General features: G+C 65.5%; 24 protein-coding genes, 1 tRNA gene and 2 riboswitches. Of the genes, 16 read left to right on the top strand and 9 right to left on the bottom strand.

The annotated features are described in order from the left end of the window. The first annotated feature begins 1 nt into the window (after position 1). Both ISF28_RS24575 and ISF28_RS24580 read left to right on the top strand, forming a co-directional pair. A complete protein-coding gene (locus tag ISF28_RS24575) occupies positions 2-937 on the top strand; it encodes an MlaD family protein (protein ID WP_198119810.1) in 936 nt (311 codons plus the stop codon). After that, the gene (locus tag ISF28_RS24580; RefSeq protein WP_229519361.1) at positions 934-1569 is read left to right on the top strand and encodes a hypothetical protein; all 636 of its coding nucleotides are present in this window, start codon (positions 934-936) and stop codon (positions 1567-1569) included. The genes ISF28_RS24575 and ISF28_RS24580 overlap by 4 nt, the downstream gene beginning before the upstream one ends. A 16-nt stretch (positions 1570-1585) precedes the next feature. On the opposite strand, the gene ISF28_RS24585 is transcribed toward ISF28_RS24580, so the two are convergent. The 3 genes from ISF28_RS24585 to ISF28_RS24595 all read right to left on the bottom strand — a co-directional run bounded on the left by ISF28_RS24585 (position 1586) and on the right by ISF28_RS24595 (position 4061). Continuing rightward, positions 1586-2023 (bottom strand): hypothetical protein, encoded by a 438-nt coding sequence (locus ISF28_RS24585; RefSeq protein WP_198119812.1) that lies wholly within the window; start codon positions 2021-2023, stop codon positions 1586-1588. 42 nt (positions 2024-2065) lie between these two features. After that, positions 2066-3064, bottom strand: a complete 999-nt coding sequence (locus ISF28_RS24590; protein ID WP_198119813.1) for an NAD(P)/FAD-dependent oxidoreductase — start codon at positions 3062-3064, stop codon at positions 2066-2068. Positions 3065-3149: 85 nt separating this feature from the next. Next, positions 3150-4061, bottom strand: a complete 912-nt coding sequence (locus ISF28_RS24595) for a cation diffusion facilitator family transporter (protein WP_198119814.1) — start codon at positions 4059-4061, stop codon at positions 3150-3152. A 124-nt stretch (positions 4062-4185) separates the two neighbouring features. Here ISF28_RS24595 and ISF28_RS24600 point away from each other — a divergent pair. The 11 genes from ISF28_RS24600 (at position 4186) to ISF28_RS24650 (ending at position 15279) form a co-directional block, all read left to right on the top strand. Next, a tRNA-Val gene (locus ISF28_RS24600) sits at positions 4186-4262 on the top strand. Positions 4263-4524: 262 nt separating this feature from the next. Next, on the top strand, positions 4525-6435 hold the full coding sequence (gene thrS, locus ISF28_RS24605) for a threonine--tRNA ligase (RefSeq protein WP_198119815.1): 1911 nt from the start codon (positions 4525-4527) through the stop codon (positions 6433-6435). A gap of 26 nt (positions 6436-6461) precedes the next feature. Next, on the top strand, positions 6462-7013 hold the full coding sequence (gene infC / locus ISF28_RS24610) for a translation initiation factor IF-3 (protein ID WP_259447864.1): 552 nt from the start codon (positions 6462-6464) through the stop codon (positions 7011-7013). A gap of 362 nt (positions 7014-7375) precedes the next feature. Beyond that, entirely contained in the window at positions 7376-7576 is a 201-nt protein-coding gene (gene rpmI, locus ISF28_RS24615; RefSeq protein ID WP_036228503.1) for a 50S ribosomal protein L35, read from the top strand. Between the two features lie 25 nt (positions 7577-7601). Beyond that, the gene (gene rplT / locus ISF28_RS24620; protein ID WP_036228505.1) at positions 7602-7961 is read left to right on the top strand and encodes a 50S ribosomal protein L20; all 360 of its coding nucleotides are present in this window, start codon (positions 7602-7604) and stop codon (positions 7959-7961) included. Positions 7962-8095: 134 nt separating this feature from the next. After that, entirely contained in the window at positions 8096-9124 is a 1029-nt protein-coding gene (gene pheS, locus ISF28_RS24625; RefSeq protein ID WP_198119817.1) for a phenylalanine--tRNA ligase subunit alpha, read from the top strand. Between the two features lie 33 nt (positions 9125-9157). Next, entirely contained in the window at positions 9158-11584 is a 2427-nt protein-coding gene (gene pheT / locus ISF28_RS24630; RefSeq protein WP_198119818.1) for a phenylalanine--tRNA ligase subunit beta, read from the top strand. A gap of 238 nt (positions 11585-11822) precedes the next feature. Beyond that, positions 11823-12200 (top strand): integration host factor subunit alpha, encoded by a 378-nt coding sequence (locus ISF28_RS24635; RefSeq protein ID WP_198119908.1) that lies wholly within the window; start codon positions 11823-11825, stop codon positions 12198-12200. Positions 12201-12224: 24 nt separating this feature from the next. Beyond that, positions 12225-12629 (top strand): MerR family transcriptional regulator, encoded by a 405-nt coding sequence (locus ISF28_RS24640; protein WP_198119819.1) that lies wholly within the window; start codon positions 12225-12227, stop codon positions 12627-12629. 180 nt (positions 12630-12809) lie between these two features. Then, positions 12810-13442: a response regulator gene (locus tag ISF28_RS24645; RefSeq protein ID WP_036228513.1), complete on the top strand. Its 633-nt coding sequence runs from the start codon at positions 12810-12812 to the stop codon at positions 13440-13442. Positions 13443-13659: 217 nt separating this feature from the next. After that, positions 13660-15279, top strand: coding sequence for a CHASE3 domain-containing protein (locus tag ISF28_RS24650; RefSeq protein ID WP_198119820.1), 1620 nt, complete (start codon positions 13660-13662; stop codon positions 15277-15279). Here the strand turns inward: ISF28_RS24650 and ISF28_RS24655 are convergent. Next, a complete protein-coding gene (locus ISF28_RS24655; protein WP_198119821.1) occupies positions 15233-16048 on the bottom strand; it encodes a Crp/Fnr family transcriptional regulator in 816 nt (271 codons plus the stop codon). The two genes, ISF28_RS24650 and ISF28_RS24655, sit on opposite strands and share 47 nt — an antisense overlap. Positions 16049-16469: 421 nt before the next feature. On the opposite strand from ISF28_RS24655, the gene ISF28_RS24660 reads away from it, so the two are divergent. Next, positions 16470-18137, top strand: a complete 1668-nt coding sequence (locus ISF28_RS24660) for a peptide chain release factor 3 (RefSeq protein WP_198119822.1) — start codon at positions 16470-16472, stop codon at positions 18135-18137. Between the two features lie 71 nt (positions 18138-18208). On the opposite strand, the gene ISF28_RS24665 is transcribed toward ISF28_RS24660, so the two are convergent. Continuing rightward, positions 18209-18535 carry a hypothetical protein gene (locus ISF28_RS24665; RefSeq protein WP_198119823.1) on the bottom strand — a complete coding sequence of 109 codons (327 nt, stop codon included), beginning with the start codon at positions 18533-18535 and terminating at the stop codon, positions 18209-18211. Positions 18536-18693: 158 nt separating this feature from the next. Here ISF28_RS24665 and ISF28_RS24670 point away from each other — a divergent pair, with 158 nt between their 5' ends. Beyond that, on the top strand, positions 18694-20325 hold the full coding sequence (locus ISF28_RS24670; protein ID WP_198119824.1) for an MCP four helix bundle domain-containing protein: 1632 nt from the start codon (positions 18694-18696) through the stop codon (positions 20323-20325). An 81-nt stretch (positions 20326-20406) separates the two neighbouring features. Here ISF28_RS24670 and gcvP read toward each other — a convergent pair whose 3' ends face one another. The 3 genes from gcvP to gcvT form a co-directional block, all read right to left on the bottom strand. Next, positions 20407-23292, bottom strand: a complete 2886-nt coding sequence (gcvP, locus tag ISF28_RS24675) for an aminomethyl-transferring glycine dehydrogenase (RefSeq protein ID WP_198119825.1) — start codon at positions 23290-23292, stop codon at positions 20407-20409. A 95-nt stretch (positions 23293-23387) separates the two neighbouring features. After that, positions 23388-23768 (bottom strand): glycine cleavage system protein GcvH, encoded by a 381-nt coding sequence (gene gcvH / locus ISF28_RS24680; RefSeq protein ID WP_198119826.1) that lies wholly within the window; start codon positions 23766-23768, stop codon positions 23388-23390. A gap of 50 nt (positions 23769-23818) precedes the next feature. Beyond that, positions 23819-24943, bottom strand: coding sequence for a glycine cleavage system aminomethyltransferase GcvT (gene gcvT, locus ISF28_RS24685; RefSeq protein WP_198119827.1), 1125 nt, complete (start codon positions 24941-24943; stop codon positions 23819-23821). Positions 24944-24995: 52 nt separating this feature from the next. Further along, a riboswitch (glycine riboswitch) is annotated at positions 24996-25099 on the bottom strand. Positions 25100-25117: 18 nt separating this feature from the next. Beyond that, positions 25118-25203: riboswitch (glycine riboswitch) on the bottom strand. 153 nt (positions 25204-25356) lie between these two features. Between gcvT and ISF28_RS24690 the strand changes: the two genes are divergently transcribed. Beyond that, positions 25357-25914 carry an ATP-dependent Clp protease proteolytic subunit gene (locus ISF28_RS24690; protein ID WP_198119828.1) on the top strand — a complete coding sequence of 186 codons (558 nt, stop codon included), beginning with the start codon at positions 25357-25359 and terminating at the stop codon, positions 25912-25914. Between the two features lie 122 nt (positions 25915-26036). On the opposite strand, the gene ISF28_RS24695 is transcribed toward ISF28_RS24690, so the two are convergent. After that, positions 26037-26255 (bottom strand): hypothetical protein, encoded by a 219-nt coding sequence (locus ISF28_RS24695; protein WP_198119829.1) that lies wholly within the window; start codon positions 26253-26255, stop codon positions 26037-26039. Positions 26256-26434 lie beyond the last annotated feature (179 nt).

Consider the following 26434-nt stretch of genomic DNA (forward strand, 5'->3'; position numbering starts at 1 on the left):
AATGACCGACAAAGACATCCCCTCCGACGAACCGAAGCACGTGGAAGCGAAGGCCCTGATCCTGCTCGTCCTGATCGGCGCGCTGGTCGTCTCCTTCTTCCTGTACGTGATGTATGCGCGCGGCATGTTCGAGAAGACGCAGCAGCTGGTGCTCGTGGCCGACGATTCCGAGGGCGTGATCCCGGGCATGGACATGACCTTCGCCGGCTTCCCGATCGGGCGCGTGCGCAAGGTCCGGCTGGGCCAGGACGGCAAGGTCGACATCATCGTCGACATCGCGCAGGACGACGCCAAGTGGCTGCGCACGACCAGCGTGTTCACGCTCGAGCGCAGCGTCGTCGGCGAGACGCGGCTGCGCGCGTTTACCGGCGTCCTGACGGACCCGCCGCTGCCCGACCACGCCCAGCGCCCCGTGCTGCGCGGCGATGCGGCGGCCGAGATCCCGCGCCTGCTGGCGACGGCGCGCACGCTGCTGGAAAACCTCGAGGCCATGACGCGTTCCGATTCCCACATCGGCAACGCGCTGGCCAACGTCGACACGCTGTCGGGCCGCCTGACGGGCCGCTACGGCGTGCTGGGCACGGCGCTGGGCGGCGACGCCGAGGCGGAAAAACTCCTGCAGACCCTGCACCGCGTGGACACGCTGCTGGCCAAGACGGACCAGCGCGTGTTCGGCAAGAACGGCGTGATGGACGACGCGCAGGGGGCGATCCGCGAACTGAACGGCCTCCTGGCCGATGCGCGCGGCACGCTGCAGAAGGCCGACGCCGTGCTGGCCGAGGCGCAGGCCGTCGGCAAGAACGCGCACGCCGCCACCGAGGACCTGGGCCGCCTGCGCGGCGAAGTCGACGCGAGCCTGCGCAAGGTGAACCGCCTCGTCGACGAAATCAACCGCAAATGGCCGTTCAAGCACGACACGGAGATCAAGCTGCCATGATTCGCACGCCCCTCATCCTCATCGCCGTGATCGCGGCCCTGGCGGGCTGCGCCAGCCACCCGCAGCCGCCCGCGTGGGAAGGCGACGCGAAGAGTTCCCTCGACGGCTACACGGACGATTTCCTGCGCGGCGACTCGGCCGCCGCCGACGCCGAGTTCGCGCGCGCGCGCCGCGCGAGCGCCAGCACGGGACGGTTCGACGTCGTCGCCCAGGCGGAACTGGTGCGCTGCGGCGTGCGGGCCGCGGCGCTCGATTACGATTGCGCGGGCTTCGCGGCGCTGGCCGCCGACGCCACGCCCGCCCAGCGCGCCTACGCGGCCTACCTGGACGGCCGCTGGCAGGGCCTGGACGCGGCCTTGCTGCCGGAGCAGCACCGCGGCGTCGTCGCGAGCGGCGCGCTGGCCGGCGTCGCCGATCCGTTGGCGCGGCTCGTCGCGGCCGGCGCATTGCTGAAGGCGGGGCGGATCACGCCGGCGGACATCGCCGCGGCCGTCGACACGGCGTCCGCACAGGGCTGGCGCCGCCCGCTGCTGGCGTGGCTGGGGGTGCAGGAACAGCGTGCCCGCGCGGCCGGCGATGCGGCCGCGGTGGCGCGCATCCGCCGCCGCATCGCGCTGGCTGGACAGGGCTGACTTATTTGACGCGAACTTATTTGACGCGAACTACACGCGCCGCGCTGTTGTTGCCTTCCACCTGGAGGTAATAGGCGCCGAGCGCGCCCCGTTCGATGCGCACGGGCGGATCGGCGCGGTCCGGCAGCACGGCCTCGTCGTCGTCCACTACGCGCCAGACCTGGCCGTTGGCGAGCGTGACCTGCGTGCCGTGGCGCCAGCCGTCCAGGCGGCCGCGCACGGTGCTGCGGATCGCCTGCGGCTCGTCGTCGACCTTCTTCTCGACCCGCTGGATGCCGAAGCGCTGCTCGGCCGGCGGCGCCGGGCGTGCGCCTGCGACCGGCATCGCCTCGTAGCAGGCGAGGCGGCTGGCGGCGTCGGGCAGGGCGCGGCAGCGCAGCACGATGGCGTCGTCGACGGCCCAGGCGGCGCCGGTGGCGAACAGCAGGAGCGGGAGCAGGGCGAGTGTCTTCATGCGCCCCATTATATCGACAGTGGAACGCGGCAGTTCCGCCGCCTATGCGCTGGTCCCCGGCGCCGCTTCCAGGTGCCGCCTGGGCGGCCGCAGCGCCGGCGGCAACTGGTTGTGGATGCGCACGGCCGCGCGCGCGGCCTGGCCCGTCGCCACGGCGATTTGGTGCAGGCCGACGACGACGTCGCCGATCGCGTACAGGCCCGGCACCGTCGTCTGCTGGTGCTCGTCGACGACGAGTTCGTCGCATTGCGCCGTGCGCGCGCCCAGCTTCGCGGCGAGGCCGGACCGGGCATTCTCGCCCAGCATCGGGTAGAACACGTCGGCGTCGTGCGCCCGCCCGTCTTGCGTGTGCAGCACGGGCTTCATCGACGCATCGAGGGTCACGGACTGCAGCGGCGACGCGACGCAGCGCACGCCGGCCGCGTCCAGACGGCGGCGGTCTTCCATGGTCAGCGGCGAGGGCGCGGCGCGCTCGAACAGCGTCACGTCCGCGCTGAACGTGCGCATGAACAGCGCGTGGCCGACGGGATTCACGTCGGCGGTGGCGACGGCGATGCGCTTGTCGATGACGTCGAAGCCGTCGCACACGGGGCACAGGCGCACGGACCCGAACGCGACGGCCTCGCGCCAGTTCTCGATGGGCAGGCCGGCGTCGGCGGCGCCCGTCGCCATCAGCACCGTGTGGGCGCGCAAGGTGACGATGCCGCCGTCGCCGTCGCTTTCGGGCGCGTAGTCGGCGACGAACAGGCCGTCCTCGATGCGCAGGTCGGTGATCTCCCCGGGCATCACGCAGCCGCCGTAGCGGGTGAGTTGCGTCGTGAGATTGCCGAGCAGGATGTGGCCCGGCACGCCCTCCGGGAAGCCGGGATAGTTGTGCGAGACGGGGATCAGGCGCAGGCGGCTGTTGCCCTTGTCGACGAGGGCGACGTCGCGCGTGAAGCGGCGCAGGTAAATGGCGGCGGTGAGGCCGCCCGGGCCGCCGCCGACGATCAGCGTGTCGTGGACGTGGCCTGCGGCGGCGTCGGTTGTCGGGATGGGCATGGCCCGATTATCCGCAGGACGGCGGCGGCTGGGCTATCGGCGTGTGGCTCGAGGTTGGGTCGGAACCGGCTTACACCGCGTCGGATCATTGGTGTGTCTCGGGCTGCAGCGTGACGTGGTCGATGCCGTGCTTGTCGAGCAGCATCGCCTTGACGGCGCGCAGCACGTCGGGCCACGCGTTCAGGTCGTCGATCTCGAGGTGGCCGATCAGCGCGGGCTCGCCGGGCGACATGTCCCACACGTGCAGGTCGTGCACGGAGCGCACGCCCGCGATGGCCCCGAGGTCGGCGCCGATCTGCAGGTAGTCGATGTGGTGCGGCACGCCTTCCATCAGGAAGTGGTAGGACTCGCGCAGGACGCTCGCCGTCGACTTGAGGATCAGCAGGGACACGAAGATCGACAGGATCGGGTCGATGCGCACCCAGCCCGTGAAGTGGATGACGGCGCCGGCCGCGATGGCGGCGATGGAGCCGAGCAGGTCGCCCAGCACGTTGACGAGGGCGGCGCGGGTATTGATGCTCTGTTCGTCGCGCGACAGCACCCACGCGACGGCGATGTTGATGCAGGCGCCGATGGCGGCGACGATCAGCACGGTCTTGCCGCCCACGTGCTCCGGGTGCGCGAGACGGGTGGCGGCCTCGTAGACGATCCAGCCGACGAGCAGCAGCATGGCCAGGCTGTTGACGAACGCGGCGAGCGCCTCCGCGCGCACGAAGCCGAACGAGTGGCGCGCGGACGGCGGCCGGCGCGCGATGACCTGGGCCAGCAGCGCGAGGCCGAGTGCAGCGGCGTCCGTCACCATATGGCCGGCGTCCGAGATCAGCGCGAGCGAATTCGACAGGAAGCCGCTGACGGCCTCGACCAGCGCATACAGCAAGGTCAGCCCGAGCGCGACGGCCAGCGCCTTCTGGCTGCGGCCTTCGATCGTGTGGACGTGGCGGGCGTCGCCGTCGAGGTGGGCGTGGAGGTGGGCGGAAGAGCCTGCTTGGTCGGACATGGAATGTTGGATAAGAATAAAACAGGCAAGAGTATACCCGTAGGGCGGGGTGATTGATGCCGGGGCGTCGATCCCGCGCCCACCTTGCGAATATTCGCCCGACTCCTTATAATGGCGGGCATACGGGCGGTTAGTTCAGCTGGTTAGAATACTTGGTCGACATCCAAGGGGTCGCAGATTCGAATTCTGCACCGCCCACCAGAACACAAAAGGATATGCCCGAGCGGCTGCAAGGCCGATCGGGCATATCCGTCAGTAAGAGCGAGAAAGGCATCAACGGTTATGACACCGCGAACTACAACCGGGTTGTGGGGGAATCGCTAGACGCGGTATGGTGTCCTTTTGTCTTTTGCAATAGCTCGACGACACTGAAAAAACGCGCCTGGTGCGCGTTTTTTTTCGTCCAAAGAAATATTTCAGACTCATCAATCGCAACGGGCGCATGGCGCCGATGGAGCTCACAATGTTGAATGTTCGACTCCCGGACGGCTCGAGCCGTCAATTCGAAGGTCCGGTGACGGTCGCCCAGGTGGCGTCCAGCATCGCCCCGAGCCTCGCCAAGGCCGCGCTGGCCGGCAAGGTCGACGGCAAGGTCGTCGACACGTCGTTCCTGATCGAGAACGATGCCGATCTCGCCATCGTCACGGACAAGGATCCGGAAGGCCTGGACGTCATCCGCCACTCGACCGCCCACCTGCTCGCGTATGCCGTCAAGGAATTGTTCCCGGAAGCCCAGGTCACCATCGGCCCCGTGATCGAGAACGGTTTCTACTACGACTTCTCGTACAAGCGCCCGTTCACCCCGGACGACCTGCAAGCCATCGAGAAGAAGATGGCCGAACTGGCCAAGAAGGACGAGCCGGTCGTCCGCTCGGTGTTGCCGCGCGACGAAGCCGTCGCCTACTTCAAGTCGATCGGCGAGGACTACAAGGCCGAGATCATCGCGTCGATCCCGGCGAACGAGGACGTGTCGCTGTACGCCGAGGGCAAGTTCACCGACCTGTGCCGCGGCCCGCACGTGCCGTCGACCGGCAAGCTGAAGGTCTTCAAGCTGATGAAGCTCGCCGGCGCGTACTGGCGCGGCGATTCGAAGAACGAAATGCTTCAGCGCATCTACGGCACCGCGTGGACGAAGAAAGAAGACCAGGAGCAATACCTGCACATGCTGGAAGAGGCCGAGAAGCGCGATCACCGCAAGCTGGGCAAGCAGCTGGACTTCTTCCACTTCCAGGACGAGGCGCCGGGCCTGATCTTCTGGCATCCGAAGGGCTGGACCATCTGGCAGCAGGTCGAGCAGTACATGCGCAAGACTTACCAGACGACCGGCTACAACGAAGTCAAGGCGCCGCAGATCATCGACGTCAGCCTGTGGCAGAAGACGGGGCACTGGGACAATTATCGTGAAAACATGTTCACGACCGAGTCGGAAAACCGCACCTATGCGCTCAAGCCGATGAACTGCCCGGGCCACGTGCAGATCTACAACGCGGGCCTGCGTTCGTACCGCGACCTGCCGCTGCGCTACGGCGAGTTCGGCCAGTGCCACCGCAACGAATCGTCGGGCGCGCTGCACGGCCTGATGCGCGTGCGCGGCTTCACCCAGGACGACGGCCACGTGTTCTGCACGGAAGAGCAGATCGCGCCCGAGGTCGTCGCCTTCCACGCCCAGGCGATGAAGGTGTACGAGGACTTCGGCTTCCAGAACATCGACGTCAAGATCGCGCTGAGGCCAAGCAACCGCATCGGTTCCGACGAGGTGTGGGACCAGGCCGAAGAAGCGCTGCGTTCCGCGCTGCGCGGCTGCGGCGTGACCTGGACGGAGCTGCCGGGCGAGGGCGCGTTCTACGGTCCGAAGATCGAATACCACCTGAAGGACAGCCTCGGCCGTCCGTGGCAGGTCGGCACGATGCAGGTCGACTTCTCGATGCCGGGCCGTCTCGGCGCCGAATATGTCGCGGAAGACAATTCGCGCAAGGTGCCCGTGATGCTGCACCGCGCGATCGTCGGCTCGATGGAGCGCTTCATCGGCATCCTGATCGAGAACTATGCGGGCGCGTTGCCACTGTGGCTGGCGCCGGTCCAGGTTGCCATCCTGAATATCTCGGATGCGCAGGCCGATTACGTCAAACAGGTCGAAGCGAAGCTGAAGGCGGCCGGCTTGCGCGTTCACGCTGATTTGCGGAACGAGAAGATTACCTATAAAATTCGGGAGCATTCCGTCCAAAAACTGCCGTACATTCTAGTTGTCGGCGATAAAGAGCGGGATGCCAACACCGTGGCCGTTCGCGCCCGCGGCAATGTCGACCTCGGCGTCATGTCGGTCGACGCGCTGCTGGAACGCCTCCAAGGCGAGGTAGCATCCAAGGCGAAGTAATCAAGCATGCGCCTTGAGACGGCCCGATCCATCTTACTTTCAAAGGAAACAACATAGCTACTGACAAGTCGTCACATCGCATCAATGGCGAAATCAACTATCCCGAAATGCGTCTGAACGGGATAGACAACGAGCCGCTGGGCATTGTGAGCCTGGCCGAGGCGTTTCGTCTGGCCGAAGAAGCGAACGTGGATCTGGTGGAAATCGCGCCGAACGCGGTTCCCCCGGTCTGCCGCCTGATGGACTATGGCAAGTTCAAGTATTCGGAGCAGAAGAAGGCGCACGAAGCGAAGCTGAAGCAGAAGATCATCCAGGTCAAGGAAATCAAATTCCGTCCGGGTACGGATGAGGGGGACTACAGCATCAAGCTGCGTAACCTGATCAAGTTCCTGGAAGAGGGCGACAAGACCAAGATCACGCTGCGCTTCCGCGGCCGCGAGATGGCCCACCAGGATATCGGCGCACGCATGCTGGAGCGTCTGCGCGGCGATCTCGAGCCGTATGGCCAGGTCGAGCAGTTCCCGAAACTGGAAGGCCGCCAGATGATCATGGTGGTCGCGCCCAAGAAGAAGAAATAATTCTTCGCCTGCTACACGCGGGTTCGATCTCGCAGTGACGGTCAAGCCGGGCCAGGCCCGGACCCCGGGTTTGCCCGTGGTCCGGGCCTGGCCTATTCCATTTTTTGAGTTATCGGCGACGCATGGTGGGCACGGGGTGCCCACCCTACGGCAAACTCAATCTAGGGTGGACTCCCCGAGTCCACCAAACGCCTGAAACTGTGCTAGAATCTGCGGTTCCCATGTTCGCAAGAACAGGGATGCAACACTGTAGTGGACCCGCCTCCGCTGCAGAGACAAGTGAAAGCAGGCATCCAAGAGCAGCGTTGCTGCCACCTGCAATCCTGTCACATATGAGGCTGCCTGTAAGAGGGCAGAAGACTATGCCGAAAATGAAAACCAAAAGCTCCGCGAAAAAGCGTTTTCGCGTGCGCCCGGGTGGTACCGTCAAATCGGGTATGGCGTTCAAGCGTCACATCCTGACCAAGAAAACCACCAAGAACAAGCGCCAGCTGCGTGGCACCCGTAACATCAATGCGTCCGACGTCCAAAGCGTCTACCGTATGATGCCGTCGGCCGTTTAATCTCACATCAAACTAAGGAGCTACTATGCCTCGAGTAAAACGTGGGGTTACTGCACGTGCCCGTCACAAGAAGGTTCTTGAGCTTGCCAAAGGCTACCGTGGCCGCCGCAGCAAGGTATTCCGTATTGCCAAGCAAGCCGTCATGCGCGCTGGCCAGTACGCATACCGCGACCGCCGCAACAAGAAGCGCGTTTTCCGCGCCCTGTGGATCACCCGTATCAACGCGGCTTCGCGTTCGCACGGCATGACCTACAGCGCATTCATGAACGGCCTGAAAAAAGCCGCGATTGAACTGGACCGTAAAGTCCTGGCCGACATGGCTGTCAACGACAAGCCGGCTTTTGCCGCTATCGTGAACACCGTCAAGGCAAAGCTGGCTGCTTAATCAGACAGCGAACGCAAGACCAGCATCGCGCCGCCGCAGGGTGGCCGATGCGCAAAGGACGGGGCAAAGGTTTCACGACCGATGCCCTGTTTTTGTTTCTGGCGCCTCCCGCCATCAATAGGAAAAAAATACGCATGGATTCCGCAAACGTCGCGCTGGAACAACTCGTCGTCTCGGCGCAAACCGATTTCGGTGCCGCACAGGACGCTGCCGCGCTGGAAAACGCAAAAGCGAAATACCTGGGCAAGACCGGCCAGGTGACCGAACTGATGAAGGGCCTCGGCAAGCTCGACCCCGAACAGCGCAAGGCGCAGGGCGCCCTGATCAATGCCGCCAAAGAAAAAATCGAACAGGCGTTGACGGCCCGTCGCGAGGATCTCGCCAACGCGCTGTTGCTGGCGCGCCTGAATCTTGAATCGATCGACGTGACCCTGCCGGGCCGCGGCCGTTCCAAAGGCGGTATCCACCCCGTCATGCGGACCTGGGAACGGGTCGAACAGATCTTCCGCTCGATCGGTTTCGACGTGGCCGACGGCCCCGAGATCGAAACGGACTGGACCAATTTCACCGCGCTGAACAGCCCGGAAAACCACCCGGCGCGCTCGATGCAGGACACGTTCTACATCGAAGGCAACGACACCACCGGCAAGCCGCTGCTGCTGCGCACCCACACGAGCCCGATGCAGGTGCGCTATGCCCGCAGCCACACGCCGCCGATCAAGGTCATCGCGCCGGGCCGCACGTATCGCGTCGACAGCGACGCCACGCACTCGCCGATGTTCCACCAGGTCGAAGGCCTGTGGATCGGCGAAGACATCAGCTTTGCCGACCTGAAGGGCGTGTACCTGAATTTCGTGAAGGCGTTCTTCGAGACGGACGACCTGCAGGTCCGCTTCCGCCCGTCGTATTTCCCGTTCACGGAACCGTCGGCCGAGATCGACATCGCGTTCGGCTCCGGTCCGCTGAAGGGGCGCTGGCTGGAAGTGTCGGGCGCCGGCCAGGTGCACCCGACGGTCGTCCGCAATTTCGGACTGGATCCGGAAAAATTCATCGGCTTCGCGTTCGGTTCGGGCCTGGAGCGCCTGACCATGCTGCGCTACGGGATCAACGATCTGCGCCTGTTCTACGAAGGCGACCTCCGTTTCCTGAAACAATTTAATTAAGCCGCAACCGTCCGAACAAGAAGGCAAACGAATATGCAATTCTCTGAAAACTGGCTCCGTTCCATGGTCGATCCGAAGATGAATTCGGACGAACTCGCGCACCTGCTCACGATGTCCGGCCTCGAAGTGGAAGAGGTCGAGCCGGTCGCGCCGCCGTTCTCGAACGTCGTCGTGGCGGAAGTGAAGGAAGTGGCCAAGCACCCGAACGCGGACCGCCTGAACGTGTGCCAGGTCGACGTCGGCACCGGCACCCTGCTGAACATCGTCTGCGGCGCGCCGAACGTGCGCGCGGGCATGAAGGCCATCTGCGCCAAGGCCGGCGCGGTGCTGCCGCCGGGCGCGGACGGCAAGCCGTTCGAGATCAAGGTCGGCAAGCTGCGCGGCGTCGAATCGCAGGGCATGATGTGCTCGGCGAAGGAACTGAAGATCTCGGAAGAGAGCAGCGGCCTGATGGAACTGCCGGAAGACGCGCCCGTCGGCCAGAACATCCGCGACTATCTCGGCTTGAACGACCTGAAATTCACGATCAAGCTGACGCCGAACAAGGCCGACTGCCTGTCCGTGCTGGGCGTCGCCCGCGAAGTGTCGGCGCTGACCGGCGTGCCGCTGTCGCTGCCCGTATTCCGTCCGGCGGCCGTGAACACGGACGAAGTGCTGCCCGTCAAAATCTCCGCGACGGACCTGTGCGGCCGCTTTACCGGCCGCGTCATCCGCGGCCTGAACGCGAAGGCCGCGACGCCGGAATGGATGAAGCGCCGCCTCGAGCGCAGCGGCCAACGTTCCGTGTCGGCCCTCGTCGACATCTCGAACTACGTGATGCTGGAAGTGGGCCGTCCGTCGCACGTGTTTGACCTGGACAAGATCCACGGCGGCATGGACGTGCGCTGGGGCCGCAAGGGCGAATCGCTGAAGCTCTTGAACGGCAACACGGTCGAGGTGGACGAGTGGGTCGGTGTCATCGCCGACGAGAAAGAACTCGAGTCGCTGGCCGGCATCATGGGCGGCGATGCGACGGCCGTCTCGCTCGACACGACGAACATCTACCTGGAAGCCGCGTTCTGGTGGCCGAACGCCATCCAGGGCCGCGCCCGCCGCTACAATTTCTCGACGGATGCCGCGCACCGCTTCGAGCGGGGCGTCGACTACGCGACGACGGTCGAGCACGTCGAGCGCCTCACGTCGCTGATCGTCGAGATCTGCGGCACCGCGGAAACGAAAGTCGGCCCGATCGACGACCAGGCCCCGAACCTGCCGCAACGTAAACCCGTCACCCTGCGCACGGCGCGCGCCGCGAAAGTCATCGGCGTGCCGGTGACCGACGAGATGGTGGCAGACATCTTCACGCGCCTGCACCTGCCGTTCGAACGCGAGGCCGGCCTGTTCCACGTGACGGCGCCGTCGTACCGCTTCGACATCGAGATCGAGGAAGACCTGATCGAGGAAGTGGCGCGCGTGTACGGCTTCGAGAACATCCCCACGTTGCCGCCCGTCGCGCCGTCCGCGATGCTGATCGAGCCGGAAGACACCCGTTCGCTGTTCGCCATCCGCCACCAGCTGGCCGACCTGGGCTACCAGGAAGTGGTGAACATGAGTTTCGTCGAGCAGCCGTGGGAAGCGGATTTCGCGAACAACGCCGATCCGATCCGCCTGCAGAACCCGATCGCCAGCCAGCTGAGCGTGATGCGCTCCACGCTGATCGGCAGCCTCGTCGCCAACGTGCGCTACAACCTGAACCGCAAGGCGGGCCGCGTGCGTGTGTTCGAAGTGGGCGCCGTGTTCCTGCGCAATCCGGAAGTCCAGGACGGTCCGCTGACCGTCGCCGGTTTCGACCAGCCCAAGCGCGTCGCCGCCATCGCCTACGGTCCGGCCGCGGACGAGCAGTGGGGCTTGCCGACCCGCGCCGTCGACTACTTCGACGTCAAGGGCGACCTGGAAGCGCTGTTCGCGCCCCGCGCCGTCCGGTTCAGCAAGACGGCGCACCCGGCGCTGCACCCGGGCCGCTCGGCATTGGTGCAAGTGGACGGCAAGGTCGTCGGCGTCATCGGCGAACTGCATCCGCGCTGGCTGCAGAAGTACGACCTGCCGCAGGCGCCCGTGCTGTTCGAGGTGGATGCGGACGCGCTGCGCGCGCGCGCGGTGCCCGCTTACACCGAGATTTCCAAGTTCCCGGGCGCCACGCGCGACCTCGCGCTGGTCGTCAAACAGGACGTGCCGGCCCAGGCGCTGATCGACGCTTTCCACGCGGAACTGGCGTCGAACCCGCTCGGCAAACTCGTGCAAGCCGTTGTTTTATTTGATGAATACCGCGGCAAAGGATTGGAACAAGATGAAAAAAGTCTTGCTTTCCGCTTTGGCTTGCAAGATACTCAATCGACGCTGCAGGACGACGCGGTCGAGGCCATCATGGCCGCGCTCGCATCCGCTGCACAACAAAAACACGGCGCAAAACTGCGCGGTTGATAACTAAAAGGCCACAAGGCCTCAAGGGGTATCGAGAAACCGTAGCGAGCGGCCGCAGTGGTGGTCGAGAAGCGCAGCCGTACTTGGGTACGGCGAGCATCGCAGACCGCCACTGCAACGCGCAGCAGGTTTATCGAGCCCCCACCACATCCAGAACTTGAAGGTGGCTTAAATTAACAATAATGACGTGGATTCCGCCGTGCTCCAGGAAGCGCTGGCCGCCGACTTGCATCGCGCGATGCAGGTGGCCCGGGTACGGAAGGAAGCGGAAAAGGAGTTGCCGACCCTGACCAAGGCGGAGCTGGCCGAACTGCTGTTCGAGCAGGTCGGCCTGAACAAGCGCGAAGCCAAGGACATGGTCGAGACGTTCTTCGACGAAATCCGCAATGCGCTCGAGCGCGGCGAGGCGGTCAAGCTGTCCGGCTTCGGCAACTTCCAGTTGCGCGACAAGCCCCAGCGCCCCGGCCGTAATCCGAAAACCGGGGAGGAAATCCCCATCACGGCGCGCCGCGTCGTGACGTTCCACGCCAGCCAGAAACTCAAGGGTATGGTCGAAGAGGCCAATCCGGGCAGCCCGCGCAGCCCCGGCAACCCTTCGCTGGCGCGGGCCGCTTGATAAAGCCGTAACGGCATGTGAGCAATGAACGACCGACCGAACAAGATGGAACCGACCGTGCTGCCGCCGATCCCGGCCAAGCGCTATTTCACGATTGGCGAAGTCAGCGAATTGTGCGGGGTCAAGCCGCATGTGCTCCGTTACTGGGAACAGGAATTTACCCAACTTAAACCGGTCAAACGCCGTGGAAACCGCCGCTATTACCAGCACCACGAAGTGCTGCTGATCCGGCGCATCCGCGAACTGCTGTACGAGCAGGGTTTCACCATCAGCGGTGCCCGCAACCGCCTGGATGGGCGGAGCCAGCACGACGCCGAAGCGTTGCCGGAACCTCCACCGCCGGCCGTGCCGACCATCGCCCCGGAGCTGCTGCGTGCCGAGCTGCACGCGATTCTCGCCCTGCTCAAGAACGGGTCGTCGGCAGCCTGACGGGCTCGCAAAACGCGTAGCCGTCAACGCAGCCAGCTCAGGCGTGCGCTCCTGTTGTTCTGCCCCCCGGAGGTGCTAAAATGTCACTTGCGGTTTGCTGACTCAAACGCATGACCTGACCGGAGGCGTGAGGTGTCAGCCTCGGCTCTTTCCTGTATCGGGAAAACTTAAGGGAAGACAATGATACGCGTTGCCATTTGTGACGATCACCAGATAGTTCGAGCAGGTTTCAAACAGATTTTCTCGTCGTCGGGCGAGTTCGAAGTCGTTGCCGAAGGCGCGACCGGACGTGAAGCCCTCGACATCGCACGCCGCGAGATCTGCGACGTGCTGCTGCTGGACATCGCCATGCCCGACCAGAGCGGCATCGATATCCTGCGCACGATCCGCCAGGGCCAGCCCAATCTGCCGGTCCTGATCCTGTCCGGCTATCCGGCCCAGCAGTATGCGCTGAATCTCTTCAAAATGGGTGCCAATGGCTACCTGAACAAGGAATGCGACGCGGACGAACTCAAGACGGCCGTCCGTACCGTGTACCAGGGCCGCCGCTACGTCAGCTCGCAGGTCGGCGAGTTGCTGGCCCAGAGTTTCGATCGCGATCCGAACACCGCGCTGCACACGGAATTGTCGGACCGCGAATTCCAGGTGTTCCTGCGCCTGGCGAAGGGGGCGACCGTGTCCGACATCGGCAATGCCCTGTCGCTGTCGATCAAAACGGTCTCGACTTACCGTACTCGCATCATGGAAAAGATGGGGCTGCAGTCGAACAGCGACCTGACGTATTACGCCATGAAAAACAACCTGCTCGACTGAGCGGGGCAGGTTCATCAGGCCGTCGCGCACCGTGCGCGGCTGCCCGATGAGCCTGCAACATATGTAGCAATTCTGTCATTTGCTATGTAGAATTGTTAATTGCGCGTCGTCACGCCGCCACATTTCCTCGTCCGCAAGCCGAATCGAACTCCATGGCAACTTTTCCCAGTCTATAATGACTCGGACAGGCCAAGCTGCGCGAAAGGAACGACCGAGGATGTATTTCACCACCGACCCCAAGTTCAGGCCGGTTCGCAGCCTTCCGTTGTACCAGACCCTGCTGTGTGTCGTGTGCGTCCTGATCCTGGTCCTCAACGGCGTGAGCCTGGTTCGCAACCTGGATGGGCTGAAGACTGCCAACGCGCGCCAGGCGCAGGCCGATCGGGTGACGGCCAAGCTGCAATACCTGAACCTGCTCGTGACCGATGCGGAAAGCGGTCTGCGCGGCTATTACCTGTCCGGCTCGGACACCTATCTCGGCCCGCTGCGCACGGCCGAGCGTGAGCTGAACGGGCAGTTCGACGCGCTCAAGACGCTGCTGGCCGACAATCCCTCGCAATTGAAGAACCTGGGCCAGCTGCAAAACCTCGTCATTCGCCGCATCAACCTGATGAACCAGGGCCTGGACGTGTATCGCCACGGCGGCCTCGCCGATATCGTCGCCATCTCGCAAGCCCAGGAAGACAAGACCCACATGGACGAGATCCGCCTGCAGGTCGTGATCATGACGGGCGAGCAGAACGAATTGCTGGCGGCGGGAAGCCGGGCGTTCTACGACCGCTACAAGCTGGCCGCGCTGCGCGGGCTCGGCATCAACATGGCGGCGCTCGTCGTGCTCGTGCTGTTCTATAACCTGATCCGGCGCGGCTTCCGCGCCCGCCTCGACGCCGAGCGCGCGCTGCAGCAGACCAATGACCACCTCGAATCGCTCGTGGCGGAGCGCACGGAACAGCTTTCCGTCCTGTCGCGTCACCTGATCCGCGTCTCGGAAGAAGAAAAGGCGAAACTGGCGCGCGAACTGCACGACGAGATGGGCGCGAACCTGACGGCCATCGGCATGCACCTGGCGACCGTCGGCGACCGCCTGAAGGCGACGCACCCCGAGCAGGCCGACACCCTGGCCCGTGCCCGGGTCGTGCTGATCGAAACCGTGGAACTGAAGCGCCGCATCGTCGAGGACTTGCGCCCGAGCCTGCTCGACAACCTGGGCCTGTCGGCGGCGCTGCAGAGCTATTGCTTCGATTTCGGCCGCACGACGGGCGTCGATTGCGAGGCCCTGATCGAAGGCGACGTCGACGGCGCCGGCCCCACGCAGGCGATCGCATTGTTCCGCATCGCGCAGGAATCGCTGAACAATGTCGCCAAGTATGCGCAGGCGCGCCACGTCGTCGTGCACCTCGCTCGCGAAGGCGAGGCGTTCACCCTGGAAGTCAGCGACGACGGCGTCGGCATTCCGCCGGACGCGATGCGCCGGCCGAAGTCGCATGGCTTGCTGGGGATGCGCGAACGTGCGCTGCTGCTGGGAGGGACGCTGCGGGTGGATCGCGGCGTGAACGGGATCGGAACCACTGTCCACGCCTGCGTTCCGGTGGTGGTGCCGGGGGCCGAGGCCGGTGGGCCCGCGTCGAGCGGTACCCTGGATATTGCGGCGCTGTCGGTGCGCGGGGCCGAGGCGTCCTCAGGCGATACCGGAGCGGAACAAGCCGACGTGGCGGTCCATCGATTACATCAACAATTGCGCGCTGCCCAGGCCGAATCGCCGGTGGCGGCGGGCCGGGATACCGCGACGCTCATGCGCGCGATACATCCGACAGCAAACGGTCGTACTCGCTTTTAGCGACCTTGTAGCACTCGCCCGCATAGTCTTCCAGGCCCTGGCGGTTCAGCACGGTGATATTGCCGCGGCGGTACTGGATCAGGCCTTCGTCCTGCAGCTTGCCGGCGGCGGCCGTGATGCTTTCGCGGCGCACGCCCAGCATGATCGAGATGAGTTCCTGGGTCACTTTCAGTTCATTGCTCGGCGAACGGTCCAGGCGGTCCAGCAGCCAGCGGCACAGCTTTTGCTCGATCGAGCTGTGGCGGCCGCCGACGGCGTTCTGGGCCATCTGGGCGAACAGCGCATTGGTGTAGCGCATCAGCAGCTGCGGCAGGGCGCCGCCCTTGTTGAAGGCGTCGCGCAGGTACTGGGTTTTCAGGCGGTAGCCGTAGCCGGCGCTCTGGACGACGGCGCTGCAGGTGGCGCGCTCGCCCATGAACAGCGACACGCCGACGGCGCCTTCATGGCCCACCACGGCGATTTCCGTCGTGGCGCCGTCTTCCATGACGTAGAGCAGGGAAACGATGGCGGTCGTCGGGAAGTAGACGTATTCCAGCTTGCTGCCGTATTCGAACAGTTCCTTGCCGAAGGGCAGTGGAACGAGTTCCAGGTGCTCGAACAGGGATTCCAGGTCTTGGCGCGGCAGGGCCGCGAGCAACTCGTTTTGTTGGGTGCCGCTGTAGCTGACGACCGGCCGGGCGGCCAGTTTGATTTCTTCACTGGTCGAGGGGATCTGATTCACCGATTGCGCTTTCTTCTGGGCGGCGCTACCGAGTTGGGCGTTATTCATATTGTCCTCGTTATCTCTGACATACATCACTGGGGCGTTTGCTTGGATGGGTTTCCTCATCGCGATGTGTGTACATTAATGCCATAGTCTCTTGCCGAACATAAGACTAGCTGTCGCCCCCATGTAGGCTCCATGCATGATGTTTTGTCAGTCCAGTCCTACTAGAGAGAAACTTTCGGTCGGGGCTATTTTTTGTCAATACGACAATGGCTTGGCGGCACTAAAACGTTTGAATGCCCAGCCGTATCGGCGCATTTCGCCACATCCATGCGCCCGACGAAGCCCCCGGGCTTGCCTTTCCTTAACGCCGACGCCCGAATGCTCCTACACCGCGCGCCTCCGGTGCGACGGGAATTGATTCACACAAGGTACGCTCAACCCGGTAAAATCGAGAGTTTTGCAAGCGCCCCAGGGCGAGACCATGTCCAACGAAACCGACGCAATCATCACCGACACCCAGAGTGCCGCCGACGCTCCCTCCGCGAGCAAGCCGGCCGCCACGATCGCGCGCGAAGTCGCGCGCCGCCGCACCTTCGGCATCATTTCCCACCCCGACGCCGGCAAGACGACGTTGACCGAAAAACTGCTGCTGTTCTCGGGCGCGATCCAGCTGGCCGGCACCGTCAAGGGCCGCAAGAGCGGCCGCCATGCGACGTCGGACTGGATGGACATCGAAAAGCAGCGCGGCATTTCGGTGGCGTCGTCAGTGATGCAGTTCGAGTTCCGCGACCACGTCATCAACCTGCTCGACACCCCGGGCCACCAGGACTTTTCGGAAGACACCTACCGCGTGCTGACGGCCGTCGACTCGGCGCTGATGGTGATCGACGCGGCCAAGGGCGTGGAAGAGCAGACCATCAAGCTGCTCGACGTCTGCCGCATGCGCGACACGCCGATCGTCACCTTCATGAACAAGCTCGACCGCGAAACCCGCGACCCGCTCGAGCTGCTCGACGAAGTGGAATCCGTGCTCAAGATCGAGTGCGCGCCGGTGACCTGGCCGATCGGCATGGGCAAGAACTTCCGCGGCGTGTACCACCTGCTGAACGACGAAGTCATGCTGTTCAAGGCCGGCGAAGAGAAGGCCGACGGCGCCTACGAGATCATCAAGGGCATAGCCAATCCCCGCCTGACCGAGATGTTCCCGCTCGAGATGGAACAGCTCAAGATGGAAGTGGAGCTGGTGCATGGCGCGTCGCATCCGTTCGACCTGGAACGCTTCCTGTCGGGCGTGCAGACGCCCGTGTTCTTCGGTTCCGCCATCAACAACTTCGGCGTGCGCGAGATCCTGTCGGCGCTGATCGACTGGGCCCCGGCCCCGCGCGCGCGCGACGCCACGGTGCGCGCCGTGCATCCGGACGAGCAGCCGTTCTCCGGCTTCGTCTTCAAGATCCAGGCCAATATGGACCCGGCGCACCGCGATCGCATCGCGTTCCTGCGCGTGTGCTCGGGCCGGTTCGAGAAGGGCATGAAGGTCAAGCACCTGCGCCTCGGCCGCGACGTGAAGCTGTCGTCCGTCGTGACGTTCATGGCGTCCAGCCGCGAGCAGGTCGAGGAGGCCTACGCGGGCGACATCATCGGCCTGCCGAACCACGGCAACATGCAGATCGGCGACAGCTTCTCGGAAGGCGAGATGCTGACGTTCACGGGCATCCCGTACTTCGCGCCGGAACTGTTCCGCACGGTGCGCATCCGCAATCCGCTCAAGACCAAGCAGTTGCACAAAGGCTTGCAGCAACTGGGCGAGGAGGGCGCCGTGCAGGTGTTCAAGCCGGTGATGGGCAGCGACCTGATTCTCGGCGCCGTGGGCGTGCTGCAGTTCGAGGTCGTGGCGAGCCGCCTGCTCAACGAATACGGCGTCGACGCCGTGTTCGAGAGCGCGAGCATCAGCAGCGCGCGCTGGGTGTCCAGCGACGACAAGAAGTCCCTGTCCGACTTCGAGACGCAGCTGGCGCACAACGTCGCCTACGATGCGGCCGGCAACATGGCGTATCTCGCGACGTCGGGCGTCAACCTGCGGCTCACGCAGGAGCGCTGGCCCAAGCTGCAGTTCCATGCGACGCGCGAGCACGCGGCCAAGCTCGATTAACGCCGCGGCATGCGTGGTGGGCACGTTTCATTTGAGGCCCCCGGCCTCAAATGCCCACCAGCCGCACGCGTTCACACCTGCGGCTTGACGACCAGCGCCTCCGCGATACTCCCCACGTAGCACACGACGAACACGATCTCCGCCAGGGTCACGCTGACCGGCGTCGGCGCGCTTGCCAGCTGCGCCTCGATCGCCGCCGGATCCGCCGCCACCTTCCCGCTCAGCAGCTGGTCCGCCATCGTATTCGCTTCGCCCAGCGCGAAATTGAAGTACAGGATCCCCGCCGCGACGGCCGGCGCCAGGAACAGCAGGGCGCGCATGCGCCGCCCCAGGTAGTACTGGCCCACGCCGGGAAACACCAGGGCCGACAGCAATGCACCCACGCTTTTACGTCTCATCCAATCTCCCTACACGGTTGCAGGCTTGACCCATCACAAGGGACAGCCTCTCGGACGGCGTACATTCACTTAATGCACGCCGGAAATATGGCTCAGCCAGGAGGAGACCATGACACCCGCATTCCCCCGCGATTCGCAGCACCGGAGCCTGCGCTAGCATGCTGGCCCGTCTGCGCATCGGCCCCAAGCTGTTGCTGGCGCCCGGCGTCGTGCTGGTGCTGTTCGTGCTCCTCTCCTGCGGTGCCTATTACGCGATGGTACGCCAGAACGACTCGCTCGACAGCATCGTGCAGCGCCGCACGGCGAATATGCGGGCCGCCGCCGAGCTGTCCGCGTCGGCCCGCAGCGCGCATGCCGAGGCGTACCAGGTGCTGACCTGGATCAGCGGCAGCTTTCCCCGGTTCCGCGTCGATCCGCTCGCGCTCGACCTGCAGGCCCAGCAGGCCGCCGTCGACCTCGGGCTCACCCAGCTGGCACGCCGGACGGCCGACAATCCCGACGAGCAGCGCGACGTCGAACAGGCGCGCGCCGCGTGGGCGCAATACGTGCCCGTCGTGGGGGATGTCATCGAAATGGCCCGTATCGACCCGTCGATCGGCGCCAACGCGATGGTCAAGGCGGAGCGCGCGTTCGCCGTCGTCGCCGGGCGCCTGACGGCACTGGCGCGGCGCGAGCAGGCGCTGTCCGAGCAGGCGTCCAGCGACGCGGCCGACGATTTCCGCCTGATCGCGATCCTGATGCCGGTGGCGATCGCGTTGGCGGTCGCCGCGTCGCTGGCCATCACGATGGCGGTGCGGCGCGCGCTGCTGGCCGATATCGGCGCGATCGGCGCGGCCGCCACCGGCCTGGCCAGCGGCGACCTGACGATCCGCGCGCGCGCCTACGGCGACGATGAGATCGCCCAGACGGCGCGGCTGCTCGACGCCGGCATCCGCGGCCTGAACGGGCAGTTGCGCACCGTGCTGGACTCGGCCCGTTCGATCGGCGCGGCGTCGCGCGAGATCGCGCTGGGCCGGGCCGGCATGCCGCCGCGCGCGCACGTGCGCGAGGCGCTGGAGCGCACGACGGCGTCGATGCAGGCGCTGGCGGCGGCCCTCGGCGACAGCGCCGCCGGCGCGCGCGCGGCCGACGCGCTGGCCGCACGCGCCGGGGCTGTCGCGGAAGAGGGCAGCGGGATGGTGCACCGCGTGGCGGCAACCCTGGAGCAGGTGCGGCGCGCGGCCGTGCGCATGGAACGCATCGGCGCTGCGCTGGAAGGCACGCTGGCGCGGGCCGGCAGCGTCGCGCCGGATGCGGAGGGCGGTGCGCGCGAAGCGCGCGCGCTGGCCCGGCGCGCCTACCGCGCCGCGCGCGAGGCGCGCACGCTCGCGCGCGAAACGGTGGCGGTCATCGACGGCAGCGGCGCGAGCGTCGTCCACGCCGGCGCCACCATGGCCGGCCTGGCGGGTGCGGTGGAAGACATGGCCCGGCTCGTCGACGGCATCGGCAGCGCGAGCGGCGCGCGCGCGCGCGACCTGGCCGGCGCCGCCCAGGCGATCGTGCGCATGGACGAGCTCACGCAGCAGGGCTCGCGCATGGTGGAAGAGGCGGCGCTGGCCGCGCGCTCGCTGCAGCAGCAGGCGCTGGGACTCGCGCGCACGGTGGCGGCGTTCCGCCTCGACGAAGCCGTGCAGGTCACGCCAAACGACGCGGCCCCGCCGGGGACGCATGCGCTGCGTCCCGGCAGGGCCGGCAGGCCTTATCTCCGGCTGGCCAGCAGCCGGGGCAAGGGTGGGTCGAGGAGCAACTAAGGACCCTCGGGAAACCGTAGAACGTAGGGTGGGCGGCCCTCCGCCCACGCGGAACGCCGGGCGGCACGCAAACGTCGCGTTTTACTCGTAGTCTTCGATCGGCGCGCAGCCGCAGAACAGGTTACGGTCGCCGTACGCATTGTCCGCGCGGCCGACCGGCGGCCAGTACTTCTTCTTGCGCAGCGACGGCACCGGGAAGGCGGCCACTTCGCGCGAATAGGTGTGCTGCCAGTCGTCCGCCGTGACGACTTCCGCCGTGTGCGGCGCGCCCTTGAGCGGGTTGTCCATGCGGTCGTACTCGCCGCGCTCCACCTTCACGATCTCGGCGTGGATGCAGATCATCGCCTCGATGAAGCGGTCCAGCTCCGCCTTCGATTCCGACTCGGTCGGCTCGATCATCAGGGTGCCCGGCACCGGGAAGCTCATCGTCGGGGCGTGGAAGCCGAAGTCCATCAGGCGCTTCGCCACGTCCTCGTTGCTGATGCCGGTGGCGTCCTGCAGCGGGCGCAGGTCGATGATGCACTCGTGCGCGACGAGACCGTCGTGGCCCGTGTACAGCACCGGGTAGTGCGGCGCCAGGCGGCGCGCGATGTAGTTCGCGTTCAAGATCGCGGTTTCCGTCGCGGCGGTGAGACCTTCCGCGCCCATCATCGCGATGTACATCCACGAGATCGGCAGGATCGACGCCGAGCCGTACGCGGCCGAGCTGACGGCGCCGATGCCGGCTTCGTTACGCTGGTAGCCGGTCGATGCCTGGTTCGGCAGGAACGGCACGAGGTGCGCCGCGACCGCGACCGGACCCACGCCCGGACCGCCGCCGCCGTGCGGGATGCAGAAGGTCTTGTGCAGGTTCAGGTGGCTGACGTCGCCGCCGAACAGGCCCGGACCCGCGACGCCGACCAGCGCGTTCATGTTGGCGCCGTCGACGTAGACCTGGCCGCCGTGCGCATGCACGATCTCGCACAGTTCCTTGATGCCTTCCTCGAACACGCCGTGCGTGGACGGGTAGGTGACCATCACGCACGCCAGGTTGGCGCTGTGTTCCTCGGCCTTCTTCTTCAGGTCCACGAGGTCGACGTTGCCGTTGGCGTCGCACGCGGTCACGACGACCTTCATGCCGACCATGTTGGCGGACGCCGGGTTCGTGCCGTGCGCGGACGACGGGATCAGGCAGATGTTGCGGTGGCCTTCGCCGCGCGATTCATGGTACTTCTTGATGATCAAGAGGCCCGCGTACTCGCCTTGCGAACCGGCGTTCGGCTGCAACGACACGCCCGCATAACCCGTCACGGCGCACAGCATGGCTTCCAGCTGGGCGATCATCTCCGTGTAGCCGACCGTCTGGTCGCTCGGCGCGAACGGGTGGATGTCCGAGAATTCCGGCCACGTGACCGGGATCATCTCGGACGTCGCGTTCAGCTTCATCGTGCACGAGCCCAGCGGGATCATCGTGCGGTCGAGCGCCAGGTCCTTGTCGGCCAGTGCGCGCAGGTAGCGCAGCATCTCGTGCTCGGCGTGGTAGCGGTTGAACGTCGGGTGCGTCAGGTAGGCGCTCGTGCGGGCCAGACCGGCCGGCCAGGCGTCCTGCGCGTCCTTGTCGAGCGTGTCGAAGTCGATGGCGTCCGCCGCGCCGCCGAAGATCTTCACGAGCAGCGCGATGTCGCCGCGGCCGATCGTCTCGTCCAGCGAGATGCCCACGTGGCGCGCGTCGATGCGGCGCAGGTTCACGCCGTTGTCGTTGGCCGCGCGGTGGATGTCGTCGGCATTGTCGGCGATGACGGTCAAGGTGTCGAAATACGTGTCGTTCGCGAGCTGGAAGCCCAGGCCCTGCAGCGCGGCGGCCAGGATGCCGGTGTAGCGGTGCACGCGGCGGGCGATCTGGGCGAGGCCTTGCGGGCCGTGGTAGACGGCGTACATCGAGGCCATCACGGCCAGCAGCACCTGCGCCGTGCAGATGTTCGACGTGGCCTTCTCGCGGCGGATGTGCTGTTCGCGCGTCTGCAGCGCGAGGCGGTAGGCCGGGTTGCCCTGGGCGTCGATGGTGACGCCCGCCAGGCGGCCCGCCATGCTGCGCTTGTACTCGTCGCGCGTGGCCAGGTAGCCCGCGTGCGGGCCGCCGAAGCCCAGCGGCACCCCGAAGCGCTGGCTGTTGCCGACGACGACGTCGGCACCCCATTCGCCCGGCGGGGTGAGCACGGTCAGCGCCAGCAGGTCGGCCGCGACGACGACCATGCTGCCTCCCGCATGCAGTTTTTCCACGGCCGCGCGGTAGTCGCGCACGTCGCCGTTCACGCCCGGGTATTGCAGCAGCACGCCGAAGCAGGTTTCCGCAAGATTTTCAATGTCGGCGGCGGCGACGGTGCGCACTTCGACGCCGATCGGCTTGGCGCGGGTCTGCACGACTTCCAGCGTCTGCGGCAGCACGTCGTCGGCGACGTAGAACACTTTCGACGACGATTTGCCGACGCGCTGGATCAGGGTCATCGCTTCGGCGGCGGCCGTGCCTTCGTCCAGCATCGACGCGTTGGCGATGCCCATGCCGGTGAGGTCCGTGATGACTTGCTGGAAGTTCAGGATGGCTTCCAGGCGGCCCTGCGAGATCTCCGGCTGGTACGGCGTGTATGCCGTGTACCAGGCCGGGTTTTCGAAGATGTTGCGCAGGATGACGGGCGGCGTGTGCGTGCCGTAATAGCCCTGGCCGATCAGCGACTTCATGACCTTGTTCTGCGCCGCGATGCCTTTCAGCTTCGCGAGCGCGGCCTGCTCGGGCAGCGGCTCGAAGAACTGGCCCAGGTCCAGCTCGTCCTTGCGGCGGATGTTGGCGGGAACGACGGCGTCGATCAGCTCGGCGCGCGACGCGTAGCCGAGGACGGATAGCATGGCCGCCTGTTCGGATGCGGACGGGCCGATGTGGCGCGGGATGAAGCCATCGCGTGCTTCGAGTTGGGTCAGGCTGGTGCGGGTCATGATGGGCACAGAAAAAGTGGGTAAGGCGTGAGCTGCGGGCTGCGGGCGGCAGGAAAACGACAGGCGCGCCGCGCGGGCGCGCCTGCGCACGACGATCAGCCCTCGGTCGTCTTGCCGTAGGCAGTCGCGTCGAGCAGGTTGTTGTAGGCGGACGGATCGGACGGCTGCAGCTTGAACAGCCAGGCCGCGTAGGCGTCCGCGTTGATCGAATCCGGCGCGTCGGCCGTCGCCTGGTTCACGGCGGTGATGGTGCCCGACACGGGCGCGTAGATGTCGCTGGCGGCCTTGACGGATTCCACGACGGCGGCGTCGTCGCCGGCCGTGAAGGTCTTGCCGACCTGCGGCAGTTCGACGAACACGATGTCGCCCAGGGCGTCCTGCGCATATTCGGTGATGCCCACGGTCAGGGTGCCGTCGGCCTCCTGGCGGACCCACTCGTGGGACTCGGTGTACTTCAGGTCGGCTGGGATGTTCATGTGCGTAACTCCGTAGTGATGGATGGTGCGGTAAGTATAGTGTTGTTCGATCAGGAAGCCAGGATCTTGCCGTTACGCACGAACGGCAGCTTGACGACGGATGCCGCCAGTTTCTTGTCGCGGATTTCCACGTGGACCGTGTCGCCGACGGCGACGTCCAGCGGCACGCGCGCCAGCGCGATCGCCTGCTGCATCGACGGGCTGAACGTGCCGCTCGTGATCTCGCCGGCATTGCCGGAAGACGCGACGACCTTCTGGTGGGCGCGCAGGATGCCGCCTTTTTCGCGCAGGATCAGGCCGACGAAATTCTGCGTCTGGCCGTGCTGCTGCAGGGCGGCCTTGCCGATGAAATCGCGTTCCGAGACGAGGTCGACGGTCCAGGCGAGGCCGGCGTCCAGCGGCGATACATTGTCGTCCATGTCCTGGCCGTACAGGTTCATGCCCGCTTCCAGGCGCAGCGTGTCGCGCGCGCCGAGGCCGGCCGGTTTCACGCCGGCGGCGGCGAGGGCGTTCCACAGCGCCTCGACCTGGCCGGCCGGCACGCCGATCTCGAAGCCGTCCTCGCCCGTGTAGCCGGTGCGCGCGACCATCAGTTCGCCGAACGGGGTGTCGTGCACGATCGCGGCGTTGAACGGCTTCAGGCCTTCCGACGTGGCTTGCGTCTGCGGCACGACCTGCCACACTTTCGCGCGGGCGTTCGGGCCCTGCACGGCGACGAGCGCGATGCCGTCGGCGGAGAGGTCGGCACGGCGCGGGGTGATCGACAGGCCGCTGCCCGTCGCGTCGTTCTGCTGGCGGATCCAGGCGATGTCCTTCTCGGCCGTGCCCGCATTGACGACGAGGCGGAACCAGTCTTCGGAGAAGTAGTAGACGATCAGGTCGTCGATGACGCCGCCCTGCGGATTGAGCATGCACGAGTACAGCGCCTTGCCCGGCGCCTGCAGCTTGTCGACGTTGTTGGCGAGCAGGCCACGGAGGAAACCGCGCGCGTTCGCGCCCTTGAGGTCGACGACGCACATGTGCGACACGTCGAACATGCCGGCGTCGGCGCGCACGGCATTGTGTTCTTCGATCTGGGAGCCGTAGTTCACCGGCATGTCCCAGCCGCCGAAGTCGACCATCTTGGCCCCGAGGGCACGGTGTACGGAATTGAGCGGGGTCGCTTTGAGCGTCATGGATGGTTCCTCGGCAGAAAATGGGGTCGTGCACGCGGGTGGCCGCATGCTCTCGCACCCCTCTGTCCTCGGTACCTGAGAGATAGCGGGCGCATGTCATTCGCGCTCCGCCTGCCCCTTCGGTGGGCCAAATGGCCGCTCTCCAGAGTTGGTCCGCCGCGCTTCTCGCGCGGCAGCCCTCGACCGGTCCGGTTGCCTGAGAGTTTTTGGGTAATGCCCCTTCGGCGGCAGCCTGCGCTGCGCTCTCCCGGTCAAGACTGCGAAGTCTATGTCAGTGGTGACGGGAAGTCAATCCGGGCACCGGTGCCGGCGGCGCGGCAGAGGGCGCACACTATTGCAGTGCGGCTACATGGGCCTGCGGACGGGTTTTGTTACACTTGCCTCACGACCCTTGCGACAGAAGAGATCCCACTATGAGCGAAGATCAAGCAAAACAGAAGGAAGGGTACTTCACCCTGTCCGGCGACGTGAACAGCGACATGGTGCATCGCGTCTTCGAGGCGGTGGCGGGCATGAACGACGACGGCATCGAAACGGCCCACATCCTCGTTCAGTCGAACGGCGGCTATGTGAGCGACGGCCTGTGCCTGTACAACTTCCTGGCCAACGCGCCCGTCAACTGCATCACGTACAACGGCGGCGCCGTCGCGTCGATCGCTGTGATCCTGTTTCTGGCGGGCAAGCAGCGCTATGCGAGTGAGACGGCTCGCTTCATGATCCACAAATCGCATGCGACCGCCTCGCCGGGTTCGCGTCCGGATGCGCTGAACATCATCGTCGAAGGCTTGCGCGCCGACGACGCGCGCACGGAGTCGATCCTGCGCAAGCACGTCGAGCTGACCCCGGAGCAGTGGGGCATCCACCAGTACGGCGACCTGCACCTGAACGCGCGCGACGCCAAGGCGGCGGGCCTCATCCACGACATCGTCGACTTCGCGCCGCCCAAGGGCGCCTACCTGCGCAATATCTGACGCACCGCATAAACAGACAGAGCCTGCGGCGGTCGTCCCGCCCCAGGCTCTTTCCGTACTTCCTGTGTCGCTACCGTTCGCGGCGATGCCCGGAAATCGGCGCCGCCCGGCGTGCGCCGCGATCAGCGCTTGTTGTCGTTCTTGTGGCTCTGACGGCCAGCCTCGGCGTGCTGCTCCGGGGTGCCGCCGCGCATGCCGCTCGAGCCGCCCGAACGCGAGCCGGAGCCGGAGCCCGACTGCTTGTTGCCGTCGTTCTTGTGGCTTTGCTGGCCGGCCTTGACGTGTTGCTCGTGGGTGCCGCCCTGGTTGCCCGAGCGCGAAGAGTTTTTGTTCGAAGCCATGATCATTCCTTTCAATAATGGAGATGTCTTGCTTACCGTAAATCACTACCAAGCAGTGATGTTCGGTAGCGATTTCGGTGTTGCAATGATGCGAGCCCGGCAATTGAACGGGTATCGGATCACCTCTTGAGCTGTTGTAGGACAAGACGCATTTCGAAAGCAATAATGTTCTACTCCTC

Source organism: Massilia rhizosphaerae (assembly GCF_016093545.1).
In the GTDB taxonomy this organism is placed as follows: Bacteria; Pseudomonadota; Gammaproteobacteria; order Burkholderiales; family Burkholderiaceae_D; genus Telluria; species Telluria rhizosphaerae.

Bases quoted from the DNA above. Each gene is read 5' to 3' on its own strand.
- ISF28_RS24665 (WP_198119823.1), bottom strand. From the start codon at position 18,535: ATGAGACGTAAAAGCGTGGGTGCATTGCTGTCGGCCCTGGTGTTTCCC.
- ISF28_RS24660 (WP_198119822.1), top strand. From the start codon at position 16,470: ATGTCCAACGAAACCGACGCAATCATCACCGACACCCAGAGTGCCGCC.
- ISF28_RS24635 (WP_198119908.1), top strand. From the start codon at position 11,823: ATGCAGGTGGCCCGGGTACGGAAGGAAGCGGAAAAGGAGTTGCCGACC.
- ISF28_RS24590 (WP_198119813.1), bottom strand. From the start codon at position 3,064: ATGCCCATCCCGACAACCGACGCCGCCGCAGGCCACGTCCACGACACG.
- gcvP (WP_198119825.1), bottom strand. From the start codon at position 23,292: ATGACCCGCACCAGCCTGACCCAACTCGAAGCACGCGATGGCTTCATC.
- rplT (WP_036228505.1), top strand. From the start codon at position 7,602: ATGCCTCGAGTAAAACGTGGGGTTACTGCACGTGCCCGTCACAAGAAG.
- ISF28_RS24655 (WP_198119821.1), bottom strand. From the start codon at position 16,048: ATGAATAACGCCCAACTCGGTAGCGCCGCCCAGAAGAAAGCGCAATCG.
- gcvT (WP_198119827.1), bottom strand. From the start codon at position 24,943: ATGACGCTCAAAGCGACCCCGCTCAATTCCGTACACCGTGCCCTCGGG.
- ISF28_RS24640 (WP_198119819.1), top strand. From the start codon at position 12,225: ATGAACGACCGACCGAACAAGATGGAACCGACCGTGCTGCCGCCGATC.
- rpmI (WP_036228503.1), top strand. From the start codon at position 7,376: ATGCCGAAAATGAAAACCAAAAGCTCCGCGAAAAAGCGTTTTCGCGTG.
- gcvH (WP_198119826.1), bottom strand. From the start codon at position 23,768: ATGAACATCCCAGCCGACCTGAAGTACACCGAGTCCCACGAGTGGGTC.
- pheT (WP_198119818.1), top strand. From the start codon at position 9,158: ATGCAATTCTCTGAAAACTGGCTCCGTTCCATGGTCGATCCGAAGATG.
- ISF28_RS24650 (WP_198119820.1), top strand. From the start codon at position 13,660: ATGTATTTCACCACCGACCCCAAGTTCAGGCCGGTTCGCAGCCTTCCG.
- ISF28_RS24670 (WP_198119824.1), top strand. From the start codon at position 18,694: ATGCTGGCCCGTCTGCGCATCGGCCCCAAGCTGTTGCTGGCGCCCGGC.
- thrS (WP_198119815.1), top strand. From the start codon at position 4,525: ATGTTGAATGTTCGACTCCCGGACGGCTCGAGCCGTCAATTCGAAGGT.
- ISF28_RS24690 (WP_198119828.1), top strand. From the start codon at position 25,357: ATGAGCGAAGATCAAGCAAAACAGAAGGAAGGGTACTTCACCCTGTCC.
- ISF28_RS24585 (WP_198119812.1), bottom strand. From the start codon at position 2,023: ATGAAGACACTCGCCCTGCTCCCGCTCCTGCTGTTCGCCACCGGCGCC.
- ISF28_RS24695 (WP_198119829.1), bottom strand. From the start codon at position 26,255: ATGGCTTCGAACAAAAACTCTTCGCGCTCGGGCAACCAGGGCGGCACC.
- ISF28_RS24575 (WP_198119810.1), top strand. From the start codon at position 2: ATGACCGACAAAGACATCCCCTCCGACGAACCGAAGCACGTGGAAGCG.
- ISF28_RS24595 (WP_198119814.1), bottom strand. From the start codon at position 4,061: ATGTCCGACCAAGCAGGCTCTTCCGCCCACCTCCACGCCCACCTCGAC.
- pheS (WP_198119817.1), top strand. From the start codon at position 8,096: ATGGATTCCGCAAACGTCGCGCTGGAACAACTCGTCGTCTCGGCGCAA.
- ISF28_RS24580 (WP_229519361.1), top strand. From the start codon at position 934: ATGATTCGCACGCCCCTCATCCTCATCGCCGTGATCGCGGCCCTGGCG.
- ISF28_RS24645 (WP_036228513.1), top strand. From the start codon at position 12,810: ATGATACGCGTTGCCATTTGTGACGATCACCAGATAGTTCGAGCAGGT.